The 26722-nt window shown below is 70.5% G+C and carries 29 protein-coding genes; 19 read left to right on the forward strand and 10 right to left on the reverse strand.

The genetic code is table 11. The features are described from left to right. Nucleotides 1-22: 22 nt before the first annotated feature. The 8 genes from EL493_RS15460 to EL493_RS15495 all read left to right on the forward strand — a co-directional run bounded on the left by EL493_RS15460 (nt 23) and on the right by EL493_RS15495 (nt 6849). Nucleotides 23-856 (forward strand): ParA family protein, encoded by an 834-nt coding sequence (locus tag EL493_RS15460; RefSeq protein ID WP_197724390.1) that lies wholly within the window; start codon nt 23-25, stop codon nt 854-856. Next, a complete protein-coding gene (locus EL493_RS15465) occupies nt 853-1737 on the forward strand; it encodes a segregation and condensation protein A (RefSeq protein WP_019046533.1) in 885 nt (294 codons plus the stop codon). Before EL493_RS15460 ends, EL493_RS15465 begins: the two co-directional genes overlap by 4 nt. Before the next feature lie 61 nt (nt 1738-1798). Then, entirely contained in the window at nt 1799-2455 is a 657-nt protein-coding gene (gene scpB, locus EL493_RS15470; RefSeq protein WP_019046534.1) for an SMC-Scp complex subunit ScpB, read from the forward strand. Between the two features lie 8 nt (nt 2456-2463). Continuing rightward, nucleotides 2464-3795: a pseudouridine synthase gene (locus EL493_RS33130; protein WP_019046535.1), complete on the forward strand. Its 1332-nt coding sequence runs from the start codon at nt 2464-2466 to the stop codon at nt 3793-3795. Nucleotides 3796-3833: 38 nt separating this feature from the next. Further along, nucleotides 3834-4538 (forward strand): (d)CMP kinase, encoded by a 705-nt coding sequence (gene cmk, locus EL493_RS15480; RefSeq protein WP_030203196.1) that lies wholly within the window; start codon nt 3834-3836, stop codon nt 4536-4538. Next, nucleotides 4535-5953: a ribosome biogenesis GTPase Der gene (gene der, locus EL493_RS15485; protein WP_019046537.1), complete on the forward strand. Its 1419-nt coding sequence runs from the start codon at nt 4535-4537 to the stop codon at nt 5951-5953. The genes cmk and der overlap by 4 nt, the downstream gene beginning before the upstream one ends. Before the next feature lie 129 nt (nt 5954-6082). Beyond that, nucleotides 6083-6502 carry a hypothetical protein gene (locus tag EL493_RS15490; protein WP_019046538.1) on the forward strand — a complete coding sequence of 140 codons (420 nt, stop codon included), beginning with the start codon at nt 6083-6085 and terminating at the stop codon, nt 6500-6502. Between the two features lie 71 nt (nt 6503-6573). Further along, entirely contained in the window at nt 6574-6849 is a 276-nt protein-coding gene (locus tag EL493_RS15495) for a YggT family protein (RefSeq protein ID WP_019046539.1), read from the forward strand. Here EL493_RS15495 and EL493_RS32365 read toward each other — a convergent pair. Beyond that, a complete protein-coding gene (locus EL493_RS32365; RefSeq protein WP_019046540.1) occupies nt 6839-7180 on the reverse strand; it encodes a hypothetical protein in 342 nt (113 codons plus the stop codon). The two genes, EL493_RS15495 and EL493_RS32365, sit on opposite strands and share 11 nt — an antisense overlap. A 254-nt stretch (nt 7181-7434) precedes the next feature. Between EL493_RS32365 and EL493_RS15505 the strand changes: the two genes are divergently transcribed. Beyond that, complete coding sequence (locus EL493_RS15505; RefSeq protein WP_019046541.1) at nt 7435-8154, forward strand: alpha/beta fold hydrolase; 720 nt, start codon at nt 7435-7437, stop codon at nt 8152-8154. Nucleotides 8155-8170: 16 nt separating this feature from the next. Here EL493_RS15505 and EL493_RS15510 read toward each other — a convergent pair whose 3' ends face one another. The 3 genes from EL493_RS15510 to EL493_RS15520 all read right to left on the reverse strand — a co-directional run bounded on the left by EL493_RS15510 (nt 8171) and on the right by EL493_RS15520 (nt 10711). After that, complete coding sequence (locus EL493_RS15510; RefSeq protein ID WP_019046542.1) at nt 8171-9001, reverse strand: SDR family NAD(P)-dependent oxidoreductase; 831 nt, start codon at nt 8999-9001, stop codon at nt 8171-8173. An 8-nt stretch (nt 9002-9009) separates the two neighbouring features. After that, nucleotides 9010-9498, reverse strand: a complete 489-nt coding sequence (locus EL493_RS15515; RefSeq protein ID WP_022565745.1) for a nuclear transport factor 2 family protein — start codon at nt 9496-9498, stop codon at nt 9010-9012. A 70-nt stretch (nt 9499-9568) separates the two neighbouring features. Then, nucleotides 9569-10711: an ACT domain-containing protein gene (locus tag EL493_RS15520; protein ID WP_019046544.1), complete on the reverse strand. Its 1143-nt coding sequence runs from the start codon at nt 10709-10711 to the stop codon at nt 9569-9571. 201 nt (nt 10712-10912) lie between these two features. On the opposite strand from EL493_RS15520, the gene EL493_RS15525 reads away from it, so the two are divergent. Together EL493_RS15525 and EL493_RS15530 are read left to right on the forward strand one after the other, a co-directional pair. Further along, nucleotides 10913-12169, forward strand: coding sequence for an aspartate kinase (locus EL493_RS15525; RefSeq protein WP_019046545.1), 1257 nt, complete (start codon nt 10913-10915; stop codon nt 12167-12169). Nucleotides 12170-12244: 75 nt separating this feature from the next. Then, the gene (locus EL493_RS15530) at nt 12245-13093 is read left to right on the forward strand and encodes an alpha/beta fold hydrolase (protein WP_019046546.1); all 849 of its coding nucleotides are present in this window, start codon (nt 12245-12247) and stop codon (nt 13091-13093) included. Between the two features lie 89 nt (nt 13094-13182). On the opposite strand, the gene EL493_RS15535 is transcribed toward EL493_RS15530, so the two are convergent. Both EL493_RS15535 and EL493_RS15540 read right to left on the reverse strand, forming a co-directional pair. Continuing rightward, on the reverse strand, nt 13183-13818 hold the full coding sequence (locus EL493_RS15535) for a GNAT family N-acetyltransferase (protein ID WP_022565746.1): 636 nt from the start codon (nt 13816-13818) through the stop codon (nt 13183-13185). A 211-nt stretch (nt 13819-14029) separates the two neighbouring features. Then, nucleotides 14030-14848, reverse strand: coding sequence for an SAM-dependent methyltransferase (locus EL493_RS15540; protein WP_019046548.1), 819 nt, complete (start codon nt 14846-14848; stop codon nt 14030-14032). Nucleotides 14849-15407: 559 nt separating this feature from the next. Between EL493_RS15540 and EL493_RS15545 the strand changes: the two genes are divergently transcribed. After that, nucleotides 15408-15695, forward strand: coding sequence for a hypothetical protein (locus tag EL493_RS15545; protein ID WP_019046549.1), 288 nt, complete (start codon nt 15408-15410; stop codon nt 15693-15695). Between the two features lie 117 nt (nt 15696-15812). Beyond that, entirely contained in the window at nt 15813-17270 is a 1458-nt protein-coding gene (locus tag EL493_RS15550) for a sugar porter family MFS transporter (RefSeq protein WP_019046550.1), read from the forward strand. A 14-nt stretch (nt 17271-17284) separates the two neighbouring features. Here the strand turns inward: EL493_RS15550 and EL493_RS15555 are convergent, their stop codons facing one another. Beyond that, nucleotides 17285-18124 (reverse strand): SDR family oxidoreductase, encoded by an 840-nt coding sequence (locus EL493_RS15555; RefSeq protein WP_019046551.1) that lies wholly within the window; start codon nt 18122-18124, stop codon nt 17285-17287. Between the two features lie 103 nt (nt 18125-18227). Here EL493_RS15555 and EL493_RS15560 point away from each other — a divergent pair, with 103 nt between their 5' ends. Together EL493_RS15560 and EL493_RS15565 are read left to right on the forward strand one after the other, a co-directional pair. Continuing rightward, nucleotides 18228-18959, forward strand: a complete 732-nt coding sequence (locus tag EL493_RS15560; RefSeq protein ID WP_197724372.1) for a PaaX domain-containing protein, C- domain protein — start codon at nt 18228-18230, stop codon at nt 18957-18959. Nucleotides 18960-19022: 63 nt separating this feature from the next. Beyond that, nucleotides 19023-19598: a GNAT family N-acetyltransferase gene (locus EL493_RS15565; RefSeq protein ID WP_019046553.1), complete on the forward strand. Its 576-nt coding sequence runs from the start codon at nt 19023-19025 to the stop codon at nt 19596-19598. A 191-nt stretch (nt 19599-19789) separates the two neighbouring features. Here the strand turns inward: EL493_RS15565 and EL493_RS15570 are convergent, their stop codons facing one another. Continuing rightward, on the reverse strand, nt 19790-20653 hold the full coding sequence (locus EL493_RS15570) for a TetR family transcriptional regulator (RefSeq protein ID WP_019046554.1): 864 nt from the start codon (nt 20651-20653) through the stop codon (nt 19790-19792). A 130-nt stretch (nt 20654-20783) separates the two neighbouring features. Between EL493_RS15570 and EL493_RS15575 the strand changes: the two genes are divergently transcribed. Genes EL493_RS15575 through EL493_RS15585 form a run of 3 tightly spaced genes read left to right on the forward strand, consistent with a single transcriptional unit; the run spans nt 20784 to nt 23745 of the window. Continuing rightward, nucleotides 20784-21992: an acyl-CoA dehydrogenase family protein gene (locus tag EL493_RS15575; RefSeq protein ID WP_019046555.1), complete on the forward strand. Its 1209-nt coding sequence runs from the start codon at nt 20784-20786 to the stop codon at nt 21990-21992. Continuing rightward, the gene (locus EL493_RS15580) at nt 21989-23011 is read left to right on the forward strand and encodes a phosphotransferase family protein (protein ID WP_022565747.1); all 1023 of its coding nucleotides are present in this window, start codon (nt 21989-21991) and stop codon (nt 23009-23011) included. Before EL493_RS15575 ends, EL493_RS15580 begins: the two co-directional genes overlap by 4 nt. Then, nucleotides 23008-23745 (forward strand): SDR family NAD(P)-dependent oxidoreductase, encoded by a 738-nt coding sequence (locus EL493_RS15585; RefSeq protein WP_019046557.1) that lies wholly within the window; start codon nt 23008-23010, stop codon nt 23743-23745. Before EL493_RS15580 ends, EL493_RS15585 begins: the two co-directional genes overlap by 4 nt. A gap of 4 nt (nt 23746-23749) precedes the next feature. Here the strand turns inward: EL493_RS15585 and EL493_RS15590 are convergent, their stop codons facing one another. Then, complete coding sequence (locus tag EL493_RS15590) at nt 23750-24730, reverse strand: AurF N-oxygenase family protein (protein ID WP_019046558.1); 981 nt, start codon at nt 24728-24730, stop codon at nt 23750-23752. A gap of 98 nt (nt 24731-24828) precedes the next feature. Further along, nucleotides 24829-25677: an SDR family NAD(P)-dependent oxidoreductase gene (locus tag EL493_RS15595; protein WP_019046559.1), complete on the reverse strand. Its 849-nt coding sequence runs from the start codon at nt 25675-25677 to the stop codon at nt 24829-24831. A gap of 96 nt (nt 25678-25773) precedes the next feature. Between EL493_RS15595 and EL493_RS15600 the strand changes: the two genes are divergently transcribed. Beyond that, nucleotides 25774-26715 carry an alpha/beta hydrolase gene (locus EL493_RS15600; protein ID WP_051719564.1) on the forward strand — a complete coding sequence of 314 codons (942 nt, stop codon included), beginning with the start codon at nt 25774-25776 and terminating at the stop codon, nt 26713-26715. Nucleotides 26716-26722: the final 7 nt, after the last annotated feature.

The raw sequence follows: 26722 nt of genomic DNA on the forward strand, positions 1-26722 counted from the left end.
CGAGGTCGCCGAGGCCGTCGAGATGGGCCCGACCGGGCGCCCGCTGCGACTGGTACCCGAGCCGCCGCAGGTGCAGCGTCACGGTGACGCGCTCGTGGTGGCCATGTGCAACCAGAAGGGCGGGGTCGGCAAGACCACCTCGACCATCAATCTCGGTGCCGCGCTGGCCGAATACGGCCGCCGCGTGCTGCTCGTCGACCTCGATCCGCAGGGCGCGCTCTCGGCCGGTCTCGGAGTGGCCCACCACGACCTCGACCTCACCGTGCACAACCTGCTGATCGGCGGCAAGGCCACCGTCGACGACGTGCTGCAGACCACCAAGGTCGAGGGCATGGACCTGCTGCCCAGCAACATCGATCTGTCCGCGGCCGAGATCCAGCTGGTCAACGAGGTGGGCCGGGAACAGTCCCTGGGCCGGGCGCTCGCGGCGGTGCGCGATCGATACGACTACATCCTCATCGACTGCCAGCCCTCGCTCGGGCTGCTCACCGTCAACGCGCTGGCCTGCTCCGACGGGGTGATCATCCCGATGGAGTGCGAGTATTTCTCGCTGCGTGGCCTGGCGCTGCTCAACGACACCGTCGAGAAGGTGCGCGACCGGCTCAACCCGCGCCTGAGCCTGTACGGCATCGTGGTCACCATGTTCGACTCCCGGCTGCTGCATTCCCGCCAGGTGATGTCGCGTGTGGTCGAGGTCTTCGGTGACCTCGTCTACGACACCGCCATCTCGCGCACCGTGCGCTTTCCCGACGCCAGCGTCGCGGGCGAGCCGATCACCACGTGGGCGCCGAAATCGGCGGGCGCCGAGTCGTATCGGGCGATGGCACGCGAAGTCATCCACCGGTCTGGCCGGTGATCGACGCAGTACCCGAGGTGCACGAGGCTCCCGAACACGCGGCTCCCGCCGCCGAGAACACCGGTTTCCACCTGCGGCTGAAGAACTTCGAAGGGCCGTTCGACCTGCTGCTGCAGCTGATCAGCTCGCGCAAGCTGGACGTCACCGAGGTGGCGCTGCATCAGGTCACCGACGAGTTCATCGCCTACACCAAGGCGCTGACCGCCGAACTCGCCGGGAACACCAAGCTGCGCGCCGACAAGATCCTCGACCAGACCACCGAATTCCTCGTCGTCGCCGCGACCCTGCTCGACCTCAAGGCGGCCCGGCTGCTGCCGTCGGGGGAGATGACCGACGCCGACGACCTGGAACTGCTCGACGCCCGTGACCTGCTGTTCGCCCGGCTCCTGCAGTACCGCGCGTTCAAGCAGGTCGCCGAACTGCTCGCCGAACTGGAAGCCGCCGCGCTGCGCCGGTACCCGCGTTCGGTCGCGCTCGAGGAACAGTTCGAGGGACTGCTGCCCGAGGTGACCCTGGGCGTGGACATCGCCGCCTTCGCGCAGATCGCGGCGGCCGCGTTCCGGCCGCGCCCGGTGGCCCAGGTGGGGCTGGCGCACCTGCACATGCACACCATCTCGGTGGCCGAGCAGGCCGAACTGGTGCTGGCCCGGCTCAAGGAACGCGGTCCCGGCGGCTGGACCACCTTCGCCGAACTGGTCGAGGACTGCACGGTGCCGGTGGAGATCGTCGCCCGATTCCTGGCGTTGCTCGAGTTGTACCGCGGCAAGACCATCGCCTTCGACCAGCCCGATCCGCTCGGTCCGCTGGCCGTGAGCTGGCTCGGCGAACTGGATCCCGACGCCGAGGCCGCGGCGTTGACGTTCGAGGAGGACTACGGATGATCACCCCGAGCCCGGCGGCGGTCGACCACGCGGCGGCCGCGATCAGCCGAGGAGGCGCAGCATGACCGAGACAGTGGCGGAGTTCACGTCCGAGCCGTTGGACGAGGCCGAATTGCGCGCGGCGCTCGAGGCGATGCTGCTCGTCGTCGACGCTCCCGCGCCGGTAGAACAGCTGGCCGCGGCGCTGGACGACACCGCGGAGCGGGTCCAGGCCACGCTGCGGACGATGTCGGCGGAGCTGACCGCCCGGGGCAGCGGCATCGACCTGCGTTTCGTCGGCGACGGCTGGCGCTTCTATACTCGACAGGAGTACGCGCCCTATGTCGAGCGTGTACTGCTCGACGGGGCCCGGACGAAGCTCACCCGGGCCGCCTTGGAGACCTTGGCGGTGATCGCCTACCGCCAGCCGGTGACCCGGACCAGGGTCAGCGCGGTCCGCGGGGTGAACGTCGACGGAGTGATGCGCACACTGCTGGCCAGAGGCCTGATCACGGAAGCGGGTCAGGACTCCGACACCAACGGCACGCTGTACCGCACCACCGAGTTGTTCCTCGAACGGATCGGGCTCGCCTCCCTCGGCGACCTGCCACCGCTGGCGCCGCTGCTTCCCGGCGTCGACCTGATCGACGAGATCAGCGAGAGCCTGGAGACCGATCCACGGTTCACCAGGCTGCAGAAACCGGCCGAGTCCGACATGGACCTCGGCACCGACGATTGACAGGACAGATGAATAATTCCGCTCGCCGAGATGGCACACCGGATCGAAGAAAACGCACCGACCAGCCCCGTAGCGGCGCGAACCGGACCGCGGCTCCCCGCGGCGGCACCGCGCGCACCGGGCAGGGCGGAACCCGCGGCGAGGCCCCCGGCCGCCGCGGCGCGAGCGCAGGTGGCTTCCAGCGCGACAGCGGCCGCCGCGGCACCTCCGCGGGTGGCTTCCAGCGCGACAGCGAATTCGGCGGACGCCGGGGTAGCTCGGCCGGCGGGTTCCAGCGCGACAGCGAGTCCGGCGGTCGTCGCGGTACCTCCGCCGGTGGCTTCCAGCGTGACGGCGCGGGTCGCCGTGGCACCGGCTCCGGCGGCTACCAGCGCACCGACGACGAGCGTGGCTACCCCCGCGGCACCGGCACCGGTGGTCAGCGCGGCGGCGCGCCCCGCGCGGGCGGTACCGCTCGCCCGGCCACCTCGCAGGCGCCCGCCCGGAAGACCAAGACGGCCAAGCCGCAGCGCAAGGTCGTCGCGCCGACGATCCTGAACAACGCCAAGCCGGCCCGGCACCAGAACGCCGAGAACACCGAGGGCCCGGCGAAGCTGCCCTGGGGTGAGGGCGAACGCCTGCAGAAGGTGCTCGCCAAGGCGGGTGTGGCCTCGCGCCGCGCCGCCGAGGAGATGATCGCCGCCGGTCGCGTCGAGGTCGACGGCCGGATCGTGCGCGAGCAGGGCCTGCGGGTGGATCCGGAGAACGCGGTCGTGCGCGTCGACGGCACCCGCGTGGTGGTCCGCGACGAACTGGTCCACCTGGTGCTGAACAAGCCCAAGGGCTGGCAGTCCACCATGTCCGACGACCTGGGCCGACCCTGCGTCGGCGACATCGTCGCCGAGCGGATCGCCGCCGGTCAGCGCCTGTTCCACGTGGGGCGTCTGGACGCCGACACCGAGGGGCTGCTGCTGCTCACCAACGACGGCGAGATGGCGCACCGCCTGATGCACCCGTCGTTCGAGGTGCCCAAGACCTACCTGGCCACCGTGCAGGGCGAGGTGAACTACCGGCTGATCGGCAAGCGCCTGCGCGACGGCGTCGAGCTCGAGGACGGCCCGGCCAAGGTCGACAAGTTCATGCTGCTGGAGGCGCACGAGGGCCGCTCGCTGGTCAAGCTCGTGCTGCACGAGGGCCGTAAGCACATCGTGCGCAGGCTCCTCGACGAGGTCGGCCACCCGGTCATCCGGCTGGTGCGGACCCACCTCGGCCCGGTGGCGCTGGGCGACCAGCGTCCCGGCACGCTGCGCGTGCTCGGCCGTGACGAGATCGGCAAACTCTACGAGGCGGTGCAGCTGTGAACGGAGTGGATTTCTCGGTGGAGCTGGCGGGTGACCGGATGACCGGCGCGGGCACGCTCGTCGTCGCGATGGACGGTCCGTCGGGCACCGGCAAGTCCAGTGTGTCGCGCCGGCTGGCCACCCGCCTGGGTGCCCGCTACCTCGACACCGGCGCCATGTACCGGGTGGCGACCCTGCGCGTGCTGCGCGCGGGCGTCGACCTCGCCGACGCGGCCGCCATCGCCGACACCGTCGCGGCGCTGCCGCTCTCGATCGGCACCGACCCCGGCCACGAGGTGATCGAGCTCGACGGCGAGGACGTCTCGGCCGAGATCCGCGGCGACGCGGTCACCAAGGCCGTGTCCGCGGTGTCCGCCGTGGCGCAGGTGCGTGAGCAGCTCGTGTCGCTGCAGCGGGAGATCGCCGCCATGGCGGGCCGAATCGTCGTGGAGGGCCGCGACATCGGCACCGTCGTGCTCACCGGCGCCGACGCCAAGATCTACCTCACCGCCTCCGCGGAGGCCCGCGCCCAGCGGCGCAACGCCCAGAACATCCGCGAGGGCCGCGGCGACGACTACGCGGCCGTGCTGGCCGACGTGCAGCGCCGCGACACCCTCGACTCCACCCGCACGGTGTCGCCGCTGCGCCCCGCAGCCGACGCGGTGCTCGTCGACACCAGCGACCTGACGATGGACGAGACCATCGACGAGCTCTACCGCGTGGTGGCCCAGCAGCTTTCGGCCACGACAGGAGGGTCGCGATGATCGACGAAGAGGTACTGGTCGGAGACGGCACGTGGAGCGACGAAACCGATTGGGAGATCGCCGATCTCGAAGGTGAGCACGAGGACGGCGAGCATCTCGCGATGCCGACCGTCGCCGTCGTCGGCCGCCCGAACGTGGGCAAGTCGACCCTGGTGAACCGGATCCTCGGCCGCCGTGAGGCCGTCGTCGAGGACATCCCCGGCGTCACCCGCGACCGCATCTCCTACGAGGCCAGCTGGGCCGGGCGCCGATTCCTGGTGCAGGACACCGGCGGCTGGGAGCCCGACGCCAAGGGCCTGCAGCAGCATGTGGCCCGCCAGGCCGAGGTGGCGATGGAGACCGCCGACGCGATCCTGCTCGTCGTCGACGCGACCGTCGGCGCCACCGCCACCGACGAGGCGGCGGTGCGCAAGCTGCGTCGCTCCAAGATCCCGGTGATCCTGGTGGCCAACAAGGTCGACGACCAGAAGGTCGAACTCGAGGCGGCCAGCCTGTGGTCGCTGGGTCTCGGTGAGCCGCGCATGGTCTCGGCCGCGCACGGCCGCGGCACCGGCGACCTGCTCGACGACGTGCTCACCGCCCTGCCGGAGACCCCGCGCGAGGGCACCGGCGCCGCCGGGCCGCGGCGCGTGGCGCTGGTCGGCAAGCCGAACGTCGGCAAGTCGAGCCTGCTGAACAAGCTGGCCGGCGACGAGCGTTCGGTGGTCCACGATGTCGCGGGCACCACGGTCGACCCGGTCGACTCGCTCGTCGAACTCGGCGGCAAGATCTGGAAGTTCGTCGACACCGCCGGTCTGCGCCGCAAGGTGTCCAACGCCTCGGGCACCGAGTTCTACGCCTCGCTGCGCACCAAGTCGGCGCTGGAGGCCTCCGAGGTCGCGATCATGCTGATCGACGCCTCGGTGCCGATCACCGAGCAGGACCTGCGGGTGATCAGCCTGGTCGCCGACTCCGGTCGCGCGCTGGTGCTGGCGTTCAACAAGTGGGACCTGGTCGACGAGGACCGCCGCTACATGCTCGAGCGCGAGATCGACCGCGATCTGGTGCGGGTGCCGTGGGCCCAGCGCGTCAACATCTCCGCCCACACCGGGCGCGCGGTGGCCAAGCTGGTGCCGCAGATGGAGACCGCGCTCGAGTCCTGGGACAAGCGCATCTCCACCGGCCGCCTCAACACCTGGCTCAAGGAAGTCATCGCGGCCACCCCGCCGCCGATGCGCGGTGGCCGCCAGCCCCGCGTCCTGTTCGCCACCCAGGCGAGCACCCGCCCGCCGACCTTCGTGCTGTTCACCACCGGTTTCCTCGAGGCGGGCTACCGCCGCTTCCTGGAACGCCGCCTGCGCGAGGAATTCGGTTTCGACGGCTCGCCCGTGCGCATCTCGGTGCGCGTGCGCGAGAAGAAGGAACGCAAGAAGTAGATCGACCCGGCGCGGGCCCCGGAGCTGTCTGCTCCGGGGCCCGCGTTCTTTCCGTAGAACCCTGCGCGACAAGATATTCCGTCGCGCCGCCGTCTCTTACTGTTCCTCGCCGCGTTCGTCGCGACCTCGGTGCTCGCGCTGTGGCCCGGCGAACCGGCCCGGTGGCTGGCGCGCAACCGACGGTATCTCGGTCTGTCCTTCGCGATGTCGCACGGTGTCCATCTCGCGGCGATCGTCACGCTGGCCCGGACCGATCCCGAGACCTTCGACTCGCTCGCGGACGGGAGTTCGTTCGTCGGCGGGGGACTCGGCTATCTCGTCATCGCGGTCCTGACCGTGGCCTCGTTCGATCGCATCGTCGACCGGCTCGGGTCTGCCCGCTGGCAGCTGATCCAGACGGTGGGAAGCTGGTTCATCTGGGTGCTGTTCACCGTGAGCAACGGCGGCCGCATTCCCGAAAACGTCTGGTACGCGCTGCCTACCGTTGCTCTGCTCGCCGCGCTGATCGTGAAGATCGCGGCGCGAGGACGTCCGGTGCCCGCGGGGTGATCATCGGTGGAATCGCCTGGGCGGCCGCATCTGCGTGCCGCCGCGCGATCCAGGGCCGATAATCGGCTGTCATGAGTCTCATCGGAACCGTGGTCGGCTACCTGCTGACGGTGTTCATCGTGTTGCTGCTCGTCCGGATGGTGCTGGACTGGGCCGATCTGCTCGGCAAGCTGCCACCGTGGGCGGGCAAGGTGCGGTCGGTGGTGTACGCCGCCACGGAGCCGGTGCTGGCGCCCGTCCGCCGGGTCCTGCCCCCGGTGCGCCTCGGCGGATCGGCTCTGGACCTGGCCTTCACCGTGGTGTTCATCGTCGCGCTGATCCTGCGCTCGGTGGCGTTCAGTCTGTAGCCGGGTCCGGCGGGCTCAGTACGCGATCGAGTAGATGATCGACGAGTCGCGTTGCGCGAGCGGCGAAGTCGTCGTTGGTGAGCATTCCCTGGGCCAGCCCGGCGATGGCGAGCAGGATCACCTCGGCATCGGCCGTGATCACCTGGTCGTCGGCGCTCGCGCCGCGCAGCGCGCGTAGCTGGGCGGCCACCGCGTCGACGATGTAGTTCGGTGTCTCGACGGTGTCGGCCGATTCCAGATCGGGGCCGGTCAGAGTGGCCGCGTGGAAGATGCCGAGGATCACCGCGTTCTGCCTGCTCGGCTCGTCCACTGGCAGGAGGCCGAGCAGCACCGTGCGGACGATGTCGCGCGGGCCCGCGTCCGGCCCCAGCGCCGCGAGCGCCGCGTGCAGGCGCGCGCCCGAATCCGCGACGGTGGCGCGGTGAGATCGGGAAGTTCAAGAACGACAAGGCGCGCGAGGAGTATCTGCGGGCCTATCGCGCGCTGGAGCGAGAGCTGCCGGTACCGACCACGACGACCGACATCACCACGTCGTTCGGAACGACCCGGGTGCGCAAAGCCGGTCGCGGAGAAGGGGTTCCGCTCGTGCTGCTGCACTCCCTCGGCGCCAACAGCCTGGCCTGGAACCATGTGCTCGAGGACCTCGGGCGCGACCGCGTCGTCTACCTGCCCGAGATGCTCGGCGTCCCCGGGCTCAGTGTGCAGACCGCCCCGTTCACCGAGGAGAACTTCGGCACCTGGTTCGGTGACCTGCTCGACGGCCTCGGCCTGGACCGGGTGCACCTGGTCGGCTACTCCCAGGGCGGCTGGCAGGCGATGGTGATCGGCACCGAGCAGCAGCGCAGGCTGGCGAGCCTGACCGTGATCGAGCCGGGCGGCACCTTGACCAAGATCAAGTGGAGCGTGCTGTGGACGATGATCAAGGTCGGCGCCCGGCCCACCGACAAGAACCTGCGCAAGATGAACGCCTGGCTCAATCCCGGCGTCACGCTGAGCGACGCCGAATTCGCCGGTGTCAAAGCCTCGCTCGGCTACGCGCCCGCGATCGGCTTTCCGAAGATGTTCACCGACGAGCGGCTGACGACGCTCACCGTGCCGACCCTGTGGCTGTTCGGCTCGGAGTCGCTGGTCGTCGACACCGCCCTCGCCCGACAGCGGCTGCGCGCCTACGTCCCCGCTCCCGAGATCGAGGTGTTCGCCGGCGCCGGACACGGCATCTTCCACCAGATTCCGGACCTGGTCACCGCGCGGATTCTCGACTTCACCCGCCGCTACGAGCCCACCGAGGCGCGTCGCGGCGAGTGAACGACCGCATGTTCGGTCAGCGGACGCCGAACAGCGCGCCGCCGCCGAAGGCCGCGCGGTGCGAGACCGGCTGGTTGCCGTCGAGATCGGTGATGCCGTACTCGACGGCGGTCTCGGCGGTGATCAGGGTGGCGCCGCCGCGCGCGGCGACGTCGGGGTCGGTGGCCAGGGCCACGACCACGCGCCCGACGAATTCGGGGGACTCCGCGCCGGCGATGGGAAAGCCCTCGATGTCCTCGACGCCCATGGCCAGGACCTGCTCGGTGCGGACGATGCCGGGCCACAGCGACAAGGTGGTGACCCCGGTGTCGCGCAGTTCCACCGCCATATCGGCGGCCATCTTGTCCAAGCCCGCCTTCGACATGCCGTACAGCACCGAGTGCAGGTAGCCGCGGGTGCCGAAGGAGGAGATGTTGACGATCAGGCCGCTGCCGCGCGGCACCATCCGCCGTGCCGCCTCGACCGAGGCGACATAGTGCGCGCGCAACCCGACCCCGATCAACGTGTCCCAATCGTCGACCGGGCGCCGCCAGAACGGATCGCTGAAACCGGCGAAGCCGTCGGGATTGGCCCACACGTTGTTGACCAGCAGGTCCAGGCCGGCCTGCTCGGCATCGATCCGGGCGAACACCGCGGCGATCTGCGCGTCGTCACGGTGATCGCAGTGCACGGCGATGCCGGTCCCGCCGCGGGCGCTCACCTCGGCGGCGGCCGTCTCCAGCGGTCCGCCGTCCCCGGCGCTGCCCCGGCCGGTCAGGTAGACGGTCCACCCGGCGGCGCCGAGCGCCAGCGCGATGCCCTTGCCCACGCCCCGGCTGGCGCCGGTGACCAGTGCGATCTTCGACATCGGCGCCCCTACTCCGCGATCCGGGTGGCGTCGTCGAGTGGCCGGGTGATCGCCCACTGCCGGTCGAAGACACAGGTCGCGATCTTCCAGCTGCCGTCCTCGAGCCGGTACTCGTCGGTGTATTCGCCGGTGGCGACCGTCTCGGTGCGCTCGATCAGGTTGACCTGCCGGAACCGCAGCGTCCAGCGGCCGCTCGCGGTGCCGTCCGCGTGCACGGTGATGTCGGGATGCACGCCGTGGTGCATGTCGAGGATGGCGTGCTTGCCGTCCACCTTGTGCAGGGCGATCTTCGCGAACAGCGCGGCCATGCCGTCGGCGTCCATCGCGCCCAGCTCGCCGTAGTCCAGGGCCGAGCCCTCCGCGACGAAGCAGTCGCGGAACCCCTGGGGATCCTTGGCGTCGCAGGCGCGGAAGTAGCGGTGCTTGAGCGCGGTGATCGACTCGATCGCCGCCGTTCGCGCGAGGTGGCGCGCCAGCTCGTCGGGGGTTGCCGTCATGGCGATCACGGTACGACCGCGCCGGAGCCGCCGCCCGCGGTTTCTCCCGCTGATCGGGAACGAACCCCGGTCAGGCGGTGGGCACGGGCGTGCCCTCGATCCGCCACCGGGTCGACACCGCACGCACACACGGGGTTTCGCTCAGCGTGTCGACGGTGTCGGTGAGTGCCGACTCGGGCGCGGTGTGGGTGAGTACCACGAGGTGGGCCTCGCTCTCGTCGAGCAGCTGCCGGACCCGGGCGATGCCGACACCGTGACCCGCGAAGACGGCGGCGACCTGCGACAGCGCCCCGGCATGATCGGTGACCCGCAGGTTCAGGTAGTAGCGGGTAGGGGTGTCGCCGATCGGCGCGACGGGCAGCTCGGCGTAATAGGAGGCGCGCGGGGCGCGACCGCCGTGGACGCGGTTGCGCGCGGCGGTGATCAGGTCGCCGAGCAGGGCCGACGCGGTGGCGGTCGGCACCCCGCTGCCGTAGAACATCAGCCTGCCCGCGCCGGCCGCGTCGATGGCCACCGCGCTGGACGGCGCCTCGACCTGGGCGAGCGGGTCGGTCGCGGGCAGCAGCGCGGGATGGACCCGGACCGAGATCTGTTCCTTGCCACCGTCTTCGGGCCCGTCGCCCACCCGGGCGCACACGGTCAGCGTGCGCAGGCGCAGGCCGAGGGCAGCGGCGGCGGCGAGATCGGCCGCGGCGGCGGGACCGGACTCCTCGAAGTGGACGTCGCCGACCTCCACCCGGGTGTGGAACGCCAGGGTCGCCAGGATCGCCGCCTGCGCGGCCGCCTGCCCGCTGTGCTCGGGCGGGAAGACACCGAGCACCTGCTGGACCCGGTCCCCGGACAGCGACTGGGTCAGCGGCCGCACCACCGGAACCCCGCCCGCCACCGCCGCTTCGAAACACAGGTCCGCGCCGTACTGTTCGGCGGCCGCGGCCAGCCGGGGGCCGTGCTCGGCGATCAGCGCGGCGTTCGCCGAGATCACCGACCGGCCCGCGCGCAGCGCGTCGAGGACCGCCGTCACCGCGTCGGCCCGCTCGGTCGCGTCGACCACCAGCTCGCCCCGCTCGTCGAGGGTCAGCTCCGCGCCGGCGCGTTCCCGCAAGTCGCCGCGCGTGTCGCGCAGGATGCGCCCGACCTCCGTCGCGAGGGCTCCGGTGCCGAGGACGGCGACCCCGAAGCGGGGTCGCGGGGAACGAACGAGCTGACCGGTCATGGGAATTCGCCTCTCCGCCGAGCACTGCCGAGCCGGGGACGACCGAACCGATGCCACCCCCGTCCAGCCAGTATCGCGGCCGAATCGGCTCGGCGGCAGCCGTTTTCACCACCAAACAGGACAGCCGTGCCAGAAATCCCGGGATACTCGGAGGGGTCACCCCGCGGAGCACCGTGGGGCGAGCAGGGGAGAGGACGAGGAATGGCCCTGGTTGTGCAGAAATTCGGCGGATCGTCGGTGGCGAGCGCGGAGCGGATCCGGCGGGTCGCCGAGCGGATCGTGGAGACCAAGAAGCAGGGTCACGACGTGGTGGTGGTCTGCTCGGCCATGGGCGACACCACCGACGAGCTGCTCGACCTGGCGGGCCAGGTGGCGCCCGCGCCGCCGCCGCGGGAGATGGACATGCTGCTCACCTCGGGTGAACGTATCTCGAATGCCCTGGTGGCCATGGCGATCCACGCGCTCGGCGCGGAGGCGCGCTCGTTCACCGGCTCACAGGCCGGGGTGATCACCACCGGCGCGCACGGCAACGCCAAGATCATCCAGGTCGACCCGGACCGGGTGCGCCGGGCTCTCGACGACGGGGAAGTGGTGCTGGTGGCGGGCTTTCAGGGTGTCAGCCAGGACAGCCAGGACGTCACCACCCTGGGGCGCGGTGGCTCCGACACCACCGCGGTCGCCCTGGCGGCGGCGTTGCAGGCCGATGTCTGTGAGATCTACACCGATGTCGACGGCGTGTTCACCGCCGACCCGCGGATCGTGCCGGACGCGCAGAAACTCGACCAGATCTCCTACGAAGAGATGCTGGAGATGGCGGCCTGCGGCTCGAAGGTACTGATGCTGCGCTGTGTCGAATACGCGCGCCGCTACCACGTTCCGGTTCATGTGCGCTCGTCCTACACCGACGCGATCGGCACCACCGTCTTCGGATCGATGGCCGACATCCCCGCCGACCAGGCGGTGCTGACCGGCGTCGCGCACGACCGCGGCGAGGCCAAGGTGACCGTGGTCGGACTGCCCGACGAACCGGGCTACGCCGCCAAGGTGTTCCGGACCGTCGCCGACGCCGAGGTCGGCATCGACATGGTCGTGCAGAACACCGGCACCGGCCGCACCGACATCACCTTCACCCTGCCCTCGGCCGACGGCGCCAGGGCGGTGGCGCTGCTGCGCGCGCGGCGCGCCGAGATCGGTTTCACCGACGTCCGCTACGACGACCGGGTGGGCAAGGTCTCGCTGATCGGCGCCGGGATGAAGAATCATCCCGGCGTCACCGCGACCTTCTGTGAGGCGCTGGCCGAGGCCGGGATCAACCTGGATCTCATCGCCACCTCGCAGATCCGGATCTCGGTGCTGGTCCGCGACACCGACCTGGACGCGGCGGTGCGCGTGCTGCACCGGGCCTTCGACCTCGGCGGCAGCGAGGTCGCCGTGGTGCACGGCGGCACCGGGCGGTGAGGCGGTGTTGACGGTGAACTGAACCGGGAGTAATTTACCGATCAGTCAATTCCGTCGCCGAGCCGGGGAGCCGCTGTGAGCACACGATCGACCTCCTACACCCGCGCCGGACTCACGTTCGACGTGGTGGACTCGGGCCCGGTCGACGGCCCGGTCGTCGTTGCGCTGCACGGCTTCCCGCAGACCGCGAGCTCGCTGCGCGACGTCACCGAGCTGCTCAACGCCCGCGGATACCGCACGCTGGCGCCCAACCAGCGCGGCTACTCGCCGGGCGCCCGGCCGCGCGGTCGCCTCGCCTACCGGATTCCCGAGCTGGTCGAGGACGTGGTCGCGCTGATCCGCGAGATCGACCGGGGGCCGGTGCATCTGGTCGGGCACGACTGGGGCGCCATGGTCGCCTGGTCGCTCGCCGCGGCCCGGCCCGATCTGGTCCGCACGCTGGTGACCGTGTCGGTCCCGCATCCGGCGGCGTTCCGGGCCTCGATGGTCAGCAGTGACCAGCTCGCCCGCTCGTACTACATGGGGCTGTTCCAGCTCCCGGTGCTGCCCGAGCGGCTGCTGTCGGCCCGGCCGCAGCTGTTCGACCGGGTGCTGGCCGGCACCGGGATGTCGGCCGAGGCGATCGGCCGGGTGCGCCGGGAGATCGTTGACACCGGGGCGCTGCCCGGTGCCCTGAACTGGTACCGGGCCATTCCGCTGCTCGGGCAGCGCGTCATCTCGGCGCCGGTGCGGGTGCCGGTGACCCATGTCTGGAGCACCGGTGACTCGGCGCTGAATCGCCGTGGCGCCGAGCTGACCGGGAAGTACGTCACCGGCGACTACCGGCTGGTGGTGCTGGAAGGCGCCTCGCACTGGGTGCCCGAGGAGCGCCCGCACGAGCTCGCCGACATCGTCGCCGACCGGATCGAGTCCGTGCGGGTCTGACCCGGCTCAGCCGATCGGGAAGGCCAGCGGCCGCAGGGCTTCGGCGGTGGCCGGGATCAGCGGGGCCCGTCGCATCGCCGTCCGCGCGGTCAGCTGCTCGGTGATCCGCGCCCGCACGCCCGCCCACTCGTCGTGCAGGATCGAGTAGAAGGCGGTGTCCGGACCGCGCCGTCGAGCCCGCGCGAATGTGCCCGGCGCACACCGTCGCTCACCGCGCCGAGGCGTTCGATCGCGGCCCGGGACCGCAGGTTGCGGGCATCGGCGCGCAGCGTCACCCGGCGGACACCCCAGCTGTCGAAGGCGTGGGTGAGCATCAGCAGCTTGGATTCGAGATTGACCACCCCGCCCCGGACCGCGGGCGTGAGCCAGGTGTTGCCGATCTCGACGGCGTCGGGAATGGCCCGGTCGGGCGCGACGGTGGCGGGTTCGGCCGACAACGGCCAGGTCAGTGGCCCCTGCCAGTAGTCGAGCCGGGTGAATCTGGTGGCGCCGACCACGCATTCGTCGTCCACCAGGACGATCGCGAAGGCCAACGCCGTCCCCGCCAGCTGCGCGGCCTCGGCCTGGAAGACGTAGGTGCGCGCCTCCTGCTCACCGTGCGGGACGATGGTGAACCCGGCCGTGCCGTCCAGGGCCGCGGCGGCCGCGACCAGACCGGGAACGTGATGGGGTGCAAGGGGTTCCAGCCGTGCGATGCGGCCGTCGAGGATAACGGGTGCGGGCATGGTGACCGGCGTCCTTCGTCTGTTGAGGGTCGCCGAAAGCACGAGGCGTGGATCTCACGCGGCACGTGATGACGGCGAAGCGACACGAACGATCCAGCAGCATCGAAAAAAACTAGATGGACGATAGCCGAACGTGACGCGTTCACCCGCTCGAACAGACGAGATGTCGTGCCCGGAAATTTCGTCTCGTCGCCGAGCCGGACGAACCGCCCTAGCGCTTGTCGGCGATGGCCGCCACGATGAGTTCCTCCCACACCGACAACTCACGGTCGGGCGCGTCGACGAGGGAGAGGCCGTCCGTCGCGTCCTGGTGCCAGCGCGCGGCCGCGGCCACGCCGGGTTCGCGTAGTCGCAGGTCGCCGAAGAGCGCGGCGATCTCGGCGTCGGTGCGCCAGCGGCCGCGACCGAAGGTGGACTGCAGCATGGCCTCGGCCTGACGGGTCTCGGCGTTGTCGCCGGAGCGGAAGTGCGAGATGAACACGCTGCTGCCGACCGGGATCTGCCCGGTCCAGTATTCGACGACCGCGCGTGGGTCCTCGTCGTCGTTGAGGTGGTGCAGGATCGCGCTGAAGATCAGTCCCACCGGCTGGTCGAAGTCGATGAGCCGGTTGACCTCGGCGTCGTCGCGGATGCCGGCGAAATCGCGCACGTCGGCCTGCACGACGGTGGTGTTGTCGTCGGTCGCCAGCAGCGCGCGGCCGTGGGCCAGCACGATGGGGTCGTTGTCGAGATAGACCACGCGGGCGCCCGGATGCACCCGCTGGGCCACCTGATGCACATTGTCGGCGGTGGGCAGGCCGCTGCCGAAGTCCACGAACTGGGTCACGCCCGCCTCGGCCATCTCGCGCACGGCGCGGGTCAGGGCCTGGCGGTTGCTGGTGGCGATCGCCACCGAGCCGGGGAGGTTGACCTTGAAATGGTCGCCCACCGCGCGGTCTACCTCGTAGTTGTCCTTGCCGCCGAGGAGATAGTCGTAGACCCTGGCGATGCTCGGACTGGACTGGTCGATCACATTCGCGTTGTCGCTCATCGTCGACCCCTCACGCAGTGCCGGTGTGTACCGTCGCCCATCGTAGGAGAACCGGGGCGGGTCGGCACGATTTCGCGGCCGGATCGTCGCCAAAGCTGTTCCGGGCGTGTCGGTTCCGGTGCCGGGCTGATCCGGACCGGCGCCCTGGGTCCCGACTCGGTCGCGGTCGGGTCGCGCGGCCGTTATCGGTCGTTTTCGCACGTCAGAGCCGTAACGGTTCGATAAATCACAGTGATGTCGGGACGTTGAGCAAACGTCCAGTTGTTCGTGGATATCGCCAGTTCCACGGGGTGTTTGCCGGGAATGTAACGTACGTTATCGAATCGTGTCGAATACACGTTCGATGTGACGCAGATCACATCATCTGTCTTTCGTCGACCGGAGCTGGCACGCTCGTAATTGCTGAACGTTAACCGTTTGTGATCAACGACCAGGTCGACGCCGATCAGGGGTCACGAACGCGCCGTCCGCCCGCTCCGGCGGGGCGGACCTCGGAGGATCCGGTATGGATCACCTACCGGCCGTGTCGGGGCGGCCGTCCGGAAGGGGTCTGGAAGAAATGAGCAGCATCTACTTCGAACCCAACAGCAATCTGTCAGTTACCGATCGTGACCGTCGGGTCACGGCCGCGTCGGCCGACTCCTGGAACGCGCCGCTGGCGATGCCCGGGTTGATCCTCGGGCTGATCCTGCTCGGGCTGGGCCTGGCCGGGCTGCTGCGGGTGGGGGAATGGGTGGGTGATTACGGGGCCGAACTGGTCGGCCTCGCCTACCTCCTCTACCTGGGCGCCGCGGGATGGCTGGCGCTGTGGGGCGCGGCCACCGTCCGTTCCCTGCATCGGCGGTAATTCGCCATAGCTCGGCCGCCGTGCGGAATTCGCACGGCGGTTTTCGGGCTTCCGGATACTTCGCGCACTCCATTACAGTGCAGGAATCGACCGACTCCTGCTGGCGGAGGTGTGGATATGCCCGATTCACCCGCGCGGATCCCGAACACGGTCCAGGACGACACCGGCAAAGTAGTGGTTTCCCCGGTGACCGAACCGCCCGGCACGGCCGATACGCCCGAGCGGGCCGCCATGCGGGCCACGATCAAGAAATTCGTGCTGACCGTCGTGATCATCGCGGCGCTCGGCGGCGCGCTGTTCGGCTACGACACCGGCGTCATCTCCGGGGTGCTGGTCTATCTCACGCCGGATTTCGCGCTGACCCAGGCGCAGGTCGGCATCGTCACCAGTTCGCTGCTGATCGGCGCGGCCATCGGGTCGATCACCGGCGGCTGGATGGCCGACCGATGGGGCCGGCGAGTGACATTGCTGCTGGCAGGCGGGCTGTTCTTCGTCGGCGCGCTGGCGCAGGCGCTGGCACCGGACGCGACGGTCATGGTCGTCACCCGGCTCGTCCTCGGTGTCGCGGTCGGCACCGCCTCGCTGGTGGTGCCGATGTATGTCTCCGAGATCGCCCCGCCCACCTATCGCGGCAGGCTCGTCTCGATGAACAGCCTGATGATCGCCAGCGGTCAGCTGCTCGCCTATATCGTCAACGCGCTGCTGGCGCCGACCGGAAATTGGCGGTTGATGCTGGCGATGGCCGCGATTCCCGCCGCGGCGCTGGTGCTCGGCATGTATTTCATGCCGGATTCACCACGGTGGTACCTGAAAAAGGGGCGCGAGGACGAGGCCAGGAAAGTGCTGCAGCGGTCGTATTTTCCGGAGAATGTCGAACCGACGATCCGGGATATCGAGCGCACCGAGGCGGCCGATGTCGCCGTCAAGGACAGCCTGCGCGACCAATTGCGTAAACCGAAAGTGCGCGCGCTGTTCGTCACCGGGGTGGGGCTGGCGCTCATTCAGCAATTCGTCGGTGTCAACACCGTCATCTATTACGCGCCGTCCACGCTCGCCCAGGCGGGCATGGGGGACAACGCGGCGATCACCTCGTCGATCGGCATCGGGATCGGCGCGGTGATCGGTGTCGTGATCGGCATGAGCCTGATCGACCGGATCGGCAGGCGGCCGCTGATGTTCATCGGCCTGTCGGTCATGGTGGTCGCGCTCACCGGCATGGCGGTGGTCGAGCGGATGCCGCAGAACACCGCCACCGGCTCTGTCCTGCTGGCGCTGATGATCGTCTACATCTCGTCGTTCCAGGTGGGCGTCGGCGTGCCGACCTGGCTGTTGCTGTCGGAGATCTTCCCCGCCCCGATCCGCGCGACGGCGATGAGCATCACGACATTCCTGATCTGGGCGGGCAATTTCGTGGTGTCGCTGGTCTTCCCGCCCTTGGGCGAGCTGTGGGGCGCGTCCACCATGTTCGCCGTCTTCGCGGTGATCTCGGCGCTCTCGCTGGTGTTCTGCTACCGGCGGGTGCCCGAGACGAAGGGGGTGTCGCTGGATCAGATCACCGCTGTCGCGGAGAGCTGATCCAGCGCGCCCGGTCAGGCCTGCGGCGGGTCGACGAAGATGTCGTACTCGAGGTCGCCCGAGCCGCCGTAACCGGACAGGTCGGTGACGCCCTCGGTCGCCAGCACGTCGACGTCGAGGAAGCTGTTGCCGGTGGTCGTGCGGGCGTCGCGGCGCAGGATGGCCACGGCCGCGTCGGCCACGATCTCGGGCGTGCGGGCCTTGGCGATGGCGTCGTCGCCGCCGAGCAGGTTCTGCACCGCGGCGGTCGCGATCAGGGTCTCGGGCCACAGGCAGTTCGCGGCGACACCGTGCTCGGCGTACTCGGCCGCCCAGCCCAGCGTGAGCAGCGACATCCCGTACTTGGCCACCATGTAGGCGGGGTGCTCGCCGAGCCAGCGCGGGGCGAGGTTGACCGGCGGCGACAGGCTCAGGATGTGCGCGTTCTCGCTGCGGCGCAGGTGCGGCAGGGCGGCGCGGGTGAGCAGGTAGGTGCCGCGGATCTGGATCTGCTGCATCAGGTCGAAGCGCTTGATCGGCAGTTCCTCGGTGGGGGCCAGCGCGATCGCCGAGGCGTTGTTCACGCAGTAGTCGATGCCGCCGAACCGTTCCACCGCGCGGTTCACCGCGTTCTCGACCGAGGCCTCGTCACGCACGTCGCCCACCACGGCCAGCGCCTTGCCGCCCGCGGCCTCGATCTCGGCGGCGGCGGTGTGGATGGTGCCGGGCAGTCGCGGATCGGGCACGTCGGTCTTGGCGAGCAGCACGACATTGGCGCCCTGGCGCGCGGCGGCGACCGCGATCGCCAGGCCGATGCCGCGGCTGCCACCGGACATGATCATCGTGCGCCCGGCCAGTTCGTGGGTACCGGTCATGGGTGAGCTCCTTGTGGTCGGGGACGCCGGCGAGGCGATGGTTGCCCGGAACGTTACATATCCAAAACGGTCGTGGCAATAGTGAAATATGTAGACTCGATCCGTGCGACCCCCCATGACCGGCCCCGATACCGACGTGCGCCCGGTGTCGGCCCGTTCGGCGCTGGTCCGCATCCTCATCGCCGCCGACTCGCCGACGATGACCGCGCGCGAGATCTGTGCCGCGACCACCACCGTCGGCTACCCGGAATCGACCGTCCGGGTCGCGGTCTCCCGCATGGTCGCCGCCGGTGATCTGGTCCGCGAGAACCGCGCGTACACCCTCACCCCGTCGCTGCGCGCCCGCCGCACCGAACTGACCGCGCCGCGGACCTGTGCGTGGACCGGTGACTGGGAGCAGGTCGTCGTCACCGCGGTCGGCCGCCCCGCCGCCGAGCGGGCGACCCTGCGCGCGCGCCTGCTGTCGCTGCGCCTGGCCGAACTGCGTGAGGGCGTGTGGATGCGCCCGGCCAACCTGGAACGGCCCTGGCCCGCCGATCTCGACGACGCCGTCATCCGGCTGCGCACCCGGCCCGTCGAGGAGCCCGCCGACCTGATCGCCCGGCTGTGGCCACTGGCCGACTGGTCCGCGCGCGGCCACGCCCTGCTCGCCGCCATCGAAACCCCGGACCCCACCGCCCGTTTCGCCGCGATCTGCGCGGGCCTGGACCACCTCACCACCGACCCGGTCCTGCCCGCCGACCTAGCCCCCGCCGACTGGCCGGCGACCCGCCTGCGCACCGTCACCGCCGACTATCTCGCGTGGTTCGCCGCGCAGGGATCCACTCCCGGCTGACGCGCGCCGGGCCCGGACAGCGCCGGCCGCTCGACCGGCCGGCGCGTCGGTACGCTCGATCCGGTGATCGACGTGCGCCCGATCGAACCCCGCGACGCCGACGGCTTCGTCGCCGCGTTCGAGTCCGTCGCGGCCGAGGGCCGCTGGATCGGCACCGAACTGCCGGTCGACGACGAACGACGTGCCCGCTGGCGCGAATCCGCGCGGGGCGCCACCGCGGGCGCGCACACCCTGGTGGCCGTCGACGGCGAGCTGGTCGTCGGCTTCGCCCGCGTCGAGATACGGCACGGCCATGCGCACTTCGCGATGGCGCTGGTGTCGCAGTACCGCGGCCGGGGACTGGGCCGTCGCCTGCTCGCCGCGTGTGTGGACTGGGCGCGCGAGCACGATGCGCACAAGATCGACCTCGAGGTCTGGCCGCACAACGGCGCCGCCCGGCGCCTCTACGAAGGAGCGGGGTTCGTCGTCGAGGGTCGTCGCCGCAGGCACTGGCGCCGCGGCAACGGCGAACTGTGGGACTCGATCGAGATGAGCCTGGTCCTCGACGAGCACTCGCCGGGCAGCCCGTATCCCGACGATCCAGGCGGTTCGCGCGCTACGTTCCCGTCGGGAGAAGCGCGGGGGAGCGGGAATACCTGATCTTGTTCGGGTTGGTTCGGGTGTGGTGCCGGGAGAGTTGAGGTTGTCGCGTCTACCATGGACCGTGCCGTGCGACGTGGCGGCGCCGCATGGTGCATGGGGAAGGGCCCGCCCCGAGTTCTTCGGGGCGGGCCGCACCAGCCTCGCCGAGGCGCTGTGGCCGCCGCGCTGATCAAGCGGCACAGGGGAATTCAGTGCGCGATGCCGAGCAGTCCGAGGGCGAACCCGGCGTAGTCGGTGGCGATCTGCTCGGGCGTGGCCGGGCCGTCGAGCCGGAACCATTGCGGCAGAGCGGTGCACATCGTGGCGATGGCGCGACCCGCGGCGCGCGCGTGCTCGGTGCCGCGGCCCGCCTCGGTGAGCGCGGCGTCGATGTCGGCGTCGAGCAGATACTGGATCTCGTTGCGGGACGCCGCGATCCGGCGCCGATTCGCGGGTTCGAGGCTGCGCATCTCGCTGGCGCCGATGAAGGCGAGCTCGCGGCGGTGGGTGTGGAACAGTGCCAGTGCTTCCACGACCCGCGTCACCCGCTCGCGCCCGGTGCGCGCCTCCGCGCGGGCCGCCGCGATCCGCCGGTGCAGCTCGTCCATGGTGAGGTCGAGGGCCCGCACGAGCAGGTCCTGCTTGTCACGGTAGTGGTGGTAGACGCCGGGCACGCTCATGCCGGCGCGCAGGGCGATCGAGCGCATGGTGGCGCCGTGATACCCGGTCTCGACGAAGGAGTCGATGGCGGCCGCGAGGACGGGATCGATCTCCAGTGGCGGGAACGCCCGCCAGGCCACGGCCGGTTCGCCGGCGGGGGCGTGCACGGTGCCGGCGCGAGGCGGCGGCACCGGCTGCTCGCCGAGCAACCACGGCGTCGGCACGCGGAGTTCGGCCGCCAGCCGCCGCAGTCGCGGCACGGAGACACCGGTCTTGCCGGTCTCCACGGCGCTGAGCGTGGCCGGGCTGACCTCGATGCGCCGCGCGACCTCCCGCAGCGAGAGGCCGGCCGCGGTCCGCGCTTCCCGCAGCCGAGCGCCGAGGGTGGCGGAGTCGCCTTCGGTCGTGTTCACGATGTTCAGGATAGCTGAACAAATTGACCGTTGTCGAGCCGGATGATTGACAGGTAATGCGCGCACGTGCCACTGTCGACTGTGTTCACAGCCGAGCGAACGTTCGGCAAGCGCAGTGAGGAGCGACGCCGTGGCGATCGACCTGTCCCATCCCCCCGAGGTGCAGCACCTGGTCGAGCGCACCCGGGAGTTCATCCGCGACCGGGTACTGCCGATCGACGACGCCAACGACGGCGACATCGCCGCCGCCGGTGGTGACGCCCTGCGCGTCGACCTGCAGAAGGCGGCCCGCGAGGAGGGCGTCTTCGCCCCGCACGCGCCGGTCGAATACGGCGGCCTCGGCCTCGGCATGACCGACCGCGCCCCCGTCTTCGAGGAAGCCGGATACTCGCTGTTCGGCCCCACCGCGCTGAACATCGCGGCCCCGGACGAGGGCAATGTCCACATGCTCGCCCACATCGCCGACCCGGCGCAGAAGGAGCAGTACCTCGCCCCGCTCGCCCGCGGCGACCTGCGCTCGGCGTTCGCGATGACCGAACCGGCGCCCGGCGCGGGCTCGGACCCGTCGGCGCTGACCACGCGGGCCGAGCGCGCCGACGGCGGCTGGCGGATCAACGGCCGCAAGGCTTTCATCACCGGCGCCGACGGTGCCGGCTTCTTCATCATCATGGCCCGCACCTCCGGCGAACCGGGTGACCGCGGCGGCGCGACGATGTTCCTCGCGCCCGCCGACACCCCCGGCCTCCGGGTGGGCAGGCACATCGACACCCTGGACCGCTCGATGATCGGCGGCCACTGCGAGGTCTTCTTCGAGGACCTGCTCGTCCCCGCGGAGGCGGTGCTCGGCGCGGTCGACCGCGGCTTCGAATACGCGCAGGTCCGGCTCGGTCCCGCGCGGATGACGCACGTGATGCGCTGGCTCGGCGCCGCCCGCCGCGGACACGACGTGGCGGTGGACCGGGTTGCCGAGCGGCGCGGATTCGGTGGCAGGCTGGGCGATCTCGGCATGATCCAGGCGATGATCGCCGACAACGAGATCGATATCGCCGCCACCCGCGCGCTGCTGCTGCGCGCCTGCTGGGAACTCGATCGCGGTGAGTCCGCCGCGAACTCCACCTCGATCGCGAAGACCTTTGCCGCCGAGGCGATCTTCCGGATCATCGACCGGAGCATGCAGATGTGCGGTGGCCTCGGTGTCGCCGCCGACCTGCCGCTGGCCCGGCTCTCGCGCGAGGTCCGGCCCTTCCGGATCTACGACGGACCCTCCGAGGTGCACCGGTGGGCCATCGCCAAGCGCGCGGTGAGCGCGGCCGTGCGAGCGCGGAAGGCCGGCGAATGACCCTGCCCGGAATGGATGTCGCCGCGCTGGCGCGGTTCCTGCGCGCGCGGGGGGTGGAGGTCCGCGGCGAGCTGCGGGTCGACCTGATCAGCGGCGGCCGCTCGAATCTGACCTTCGTCGCCGCCGACGACGTCACCCGCTGGGTGGTGCGCCGTCCACCGGTAGCCGGGCTCACGCCCTCGGCGCACGACATGGCGCGCGAGTTCACCGTCACCGCGGCCCTGCAGAACTCGGAGGTCCCGGTCGCGCGGACCGTCGCGTTCGACGAGCAGGGCACCGCGCTCGGTGCGCCGATGACCGTCGTCGAATACATCGACGGCCTGGTCATCCGCGACCGCGACGAACTGGCCGTGCTCACCGACGCGCAGGTCGAGGCGAGCGTCACCGAGCTGGTCGACGTGCTCGCCCGGCTGCACGCGGTCGACGCGGCGGCGGTGGGGCTGGAGAAGTTCGGGCGCCCGGCCGGTTTCGTCGAGCGGCAGGTGAATCTGTGGGCGTCGCAATGGGATCGGGTGAAGACCCGCGACCTGGCCGATGTGCCGACCCTGCACGCCGCGCTGTCCGCGCGCATCCCGGCGCGGTCGGCGGGCTCGATCGTGCACGGCGACTTCCGCATCGACAACACCATCCTCGACGCGCGCGATCCCGGCCGGGTGCGGGCGGTGGTCGACTGGGAGATGTCGACCCTCGGTGATCCGCTCACCGACGCGGCGCTGATGTGCGTGTACCGCTCGCCGATCTTCGACGTGGTGCTCGGATCGTCGGCGGCCTGGACCAGCGACCGCATCCCCTCGGCGGACGACCTCGCCCAGGCCTACGCCACGGCGTCGGGGCGCGACCTCGGCGACTGGGGTTTCTATCTCGCGCTCGCCAACTTCAAGCTCGGCATCATCGGCGAGGGCATCACCCATCGCGCCCTGCGCGGCTCGGGCGCGGGCGCCGCGGCCGAACGCGCCGCCGAAGCCACCCCCGAATTCATGGCCGCGGGACTGCGCGCGCTGAAGGGAGCACACACGTGACGAGGACAGCCCTGATCAGTGGCGCGTCGCGGGGGATCGGCCGCGGCATCGCCGAATGCCTTGCCCGGCAGCGGTATTCGCTCACCATCACCGCGCGCGATGCCGAGCGGCTGGAGGCGGTGGCGGCCGAACTGCGTGCGCTCGGCGCGGGTGAGGTGGTGGCCGTCGCCGCCGACATGGCCGACGAAGCGGGCGTCGAGCGGGTGCTCGCGGCGCACGCCGAACGGTTCACCAGCTTGTCCGGGCTCATCCTCAATGCCGGGGTCGGCACCGCGGGACCGCTCGCCGAGGCCTCCATGCGCCGGTTCGACAAGACGATCGCGGTGAACCTGCGCGCACCGCTGCAATTGATCCAGGGTGCCCTGCCGATGTTGCGGGCAGGCGCCGCCGCCGATCCGGCGCACGGCGCGAAAGTGGTCGCGCTGTCGTCGATCAGCGGGGTGTATGCCGAAGCGGGCCTGGCGGTGTACGGCGCGGCCAAGGCGGCGGTGATCTCGCTGCTGGCCACGCTCAATGTCGAGGAGTCGGCCAACGGGGTCACCGCCACCGCGATCGCGCCCGGCTACGTCGACACCGAGATGAGCGCCTGGATCCACGACCGGATTCCGCCGGAGCAGATGCTCACGGTGAACGACGTGGTCGAGCTGGTCGACTCGGTGTTCCGGCTGTCGGCCCGCGCGGTGGTGCCCACGATCGTGCTGTCGCGCGCGGGCACCGACGGCTACGGCGCCTAGCGGGTCAACTCGTCCGGCGGTCGGGTTCGCTGCGGTAGCGGGCCCGGCCGCCGTCGATCTTCAGCAGCTTCCACAGCGGCCGGGTCACCGGGTTCAGCAGCCCGAGGTCGTCGGCGAGGCCGCGCATGTCGCCGAAGAAGCCGCTCAGAATCCGGCGCGAGGTGGGGCTGCGCCAGAACGCGTCCTTGAACACCTCGTCGGGGATGTCGAATTTGGTGGCGAACGACTTCGACGGCTTCACCAGCTCGTCGGCGAGCCAGCGCATGGCGATCGGGAAGGCCACCGCGCACACCGCGGTGCTCACCGGATTCATCCTGGCCACGTGGTTGCGCAGGAACTCGTTGGCGAAGGAGATGTGGCGCGCCTCCTCCGCGATGTGGATCTCCATGATCCGCAGCAGCGTGGGCTGGGTCGCGCTCCCCGACCTGATCAGCGCCTTCTGATAGTGGTCGATCGGCTCCTCGCCGCCGAGGATGCCGATGAACAGGATGGCCCAGAAGTAGCCGCCCGCGACGCCGATGAACGGCGAGGCGACCCGGAACAGCGGCCGCATCCCCGGCACGTCGTCGCCGATCCGGTTGACCAGCTCCTGGAACATCTGGATGTGGTTGCACTCCTCGGTCATCTCGTGGAGGCAGTAGCGGAACTCGGGGGAGCCGTTGGGCAGGGCCATGGCGTACTGCATCATCCCGCGGATGAGGATGGATTCGAACGCGAGTCCCACCTTCGCGGCGTTGGCCTGTCGCCAGCGCCCGATCTCGATCCGGCGTTCCAGCGGCAGGCCCTGATACCAGGCGGTGGCGCCGAGCGGGTCCAGCTCGGCCGAGAGCACCCAGCGCGGGTCATCGCGGTCGATCCGGAATTCCGGTGCGTCCCAGTCGATGTCGAGGAAGGGATCGAAACGGCGGTGGACCGAACCCTCGGACAGGGTCAGCAGGGTGTCGGCGTAGTCCGGATCGGCGGCAGCGGTCTTCGAGAACGTCATTGTTTCTCTCCATCGTCACGGGGCTCACCGTCGAGCGGGGCGCGCCCTGATGTAACTGTAACGCACTGTCTCACCTAAATCCAGGGTCCGCTGTCGGCTCAGCCCACGCGGGGCACCCGGCCGTCGACGTCGGTGAAGCCGTAGGCCTCGGCCAGGTCGGCGACCTTCCAGGCGGCGCCGGTGCGGGTCAGCCGGTCGGGATCGGCCGCCAGGGCCACGACCGCGCGGCCGGGGAAGGCGGGCGTCTCGGCGGCGTCGAGGTCGAAGGTTCCCTCGCCGGGCAGGGTGACCTCGCGCCTGCCGTTCGCGTCGGCCGGAACCATCTGCAGCAGTTCGGTGTTGACGATCCCGGGCCAGATCGACACCGCGGTCACGCCGGTGCCGTCCAGGTCGTGCGCGAAATCGGCGGTGAGCCGGTCCAGCGCCGTCTTGGCGACGCCGTAGACGGCATTGTGCGAGTAGCGCTGAGCGCCGGGCGAGGACACGTTCACGATCAGCCCGGCCGCCTCGATCAGCAACGGCGCGGCGAACACGCTCGCCACGTAGTGCGAGCGCACGCCGATGTCGAACGTCTCGTCCCAGGCCTTCGGCGGGACGTCCCAGAACTTGCGGCCCAGCCAGCGGCCTGCGGCGGGGGCGTTGTAGACATTGTTGACCAGCACGTCGAGCCGACCCTGCTCGTCGCGGACCCGCGCGAACAGCTTCTCGACCGCGGCGTCGTCGGTGTGGTCGCACACCACGGCCACACCGGTCCCGCCCGCGGCGGTGATCTCCTCGGCGGTGGCGTGCACCGTGCCGGGCAGCCGGCCCGGGGTGGTGGTGCGGCCGGTGACGTACACGGTGGCCCCGGCCGCGCCCAGCTCGAGGGCGATGCCCTTGCCGATGCCGCGACTGGCTCCGGTCACCACCGCGACCCGGCCGGCCAGAATCTTGGGTGTTCCGCTCATGACCTCCAGACACTACCGTCAAAATAGGAACACGTTCTAGAAACGGAGACGGTAGTGGAGCTGACCCATCGATTCCTGGACACCGGCGAGGTCCGGATGCACATCACCGAGCAGGGGCAGGGGTATCCGGTGGTGTTCTGCCACGGCTTCCCGCACACCGGGTTCGTGTGGCATCGCCAGCTCGCCGCCGTCTCCGCCGCCGGATTCCGGGCGATCGCGCCCGATCTGCGCGGATACGGGCGCACCGAGGCGCCCGCCGATGTCGCGGCCTATACGAACGAGGCGGTGATCGGTGATCTGCTGGCGCTGCTCGACGACATCGGCGCGGCGACGGCGGTGTTCGTCGGCCTCGACTTCGGCGCCCAGCTCGTCTGGGAGCTGGCGTTGCGCGCGCCCGAACGGGTGGAAGCCGTTGCGGTGCTGAACAATCCGTTCTCGCCGCGACCGCCGCGCGCGCCGTCGGAGTTCTGGACCAAGGCAGCGCAGCGGCACTTCCTGCACCTGGCCTACTTCCAGGAACCCGGCGTCGCCGACGCCGAGCTCGCGGCCCGGCCCCGCGAATTCCTGGCCCGCGTGTACTACTCGCTCTCCGGCGACTACCACTACCTCGACACCTGGAAGAACCCGCCCGGCCTCGGCTACCTCGACGTCCTCCCGCAGGCGCCCGCGATGCCGTGGACATGGCTGTCGGAGTCCGAATTCGACACCCTGGCCACGGAATTCGAGCGCACCGGCTTCACCGGCGGCCTCAACTGGTACCGCAACCTGGACCGCAACTGGGCGCTGACCGAGGCCCTTGCCGGTGCGAAGGTGGAGGTTCCCACCTACTTCCTCTACGGCGCCAACGACCCCGACATGGAGGGCTTCAGCGGCCGCGACCCCCTGGCGACCCTGCGGGCGAACGTCACCGACCTGCGCAGCGTCGTCGAGGTCCTCGACGCGGGCCACCTCGTCCAGCTGGAACGCACCGACGCCGTCGACACCTTCCTGATCGGCGCCCTGCGCGAACTCGGCGTGAGCGCGATGTCCACGCCGTGAGCGGCGC

It is taken from the genome of Nocardia asteroides (assembly GCF_900637185.1).
Lineage (GTDB): Bacteria > Actinomycetota > Actinomycetes > Mycobacteriales > Mycobacteriaceae > Nocardia > Nocardia asteroides.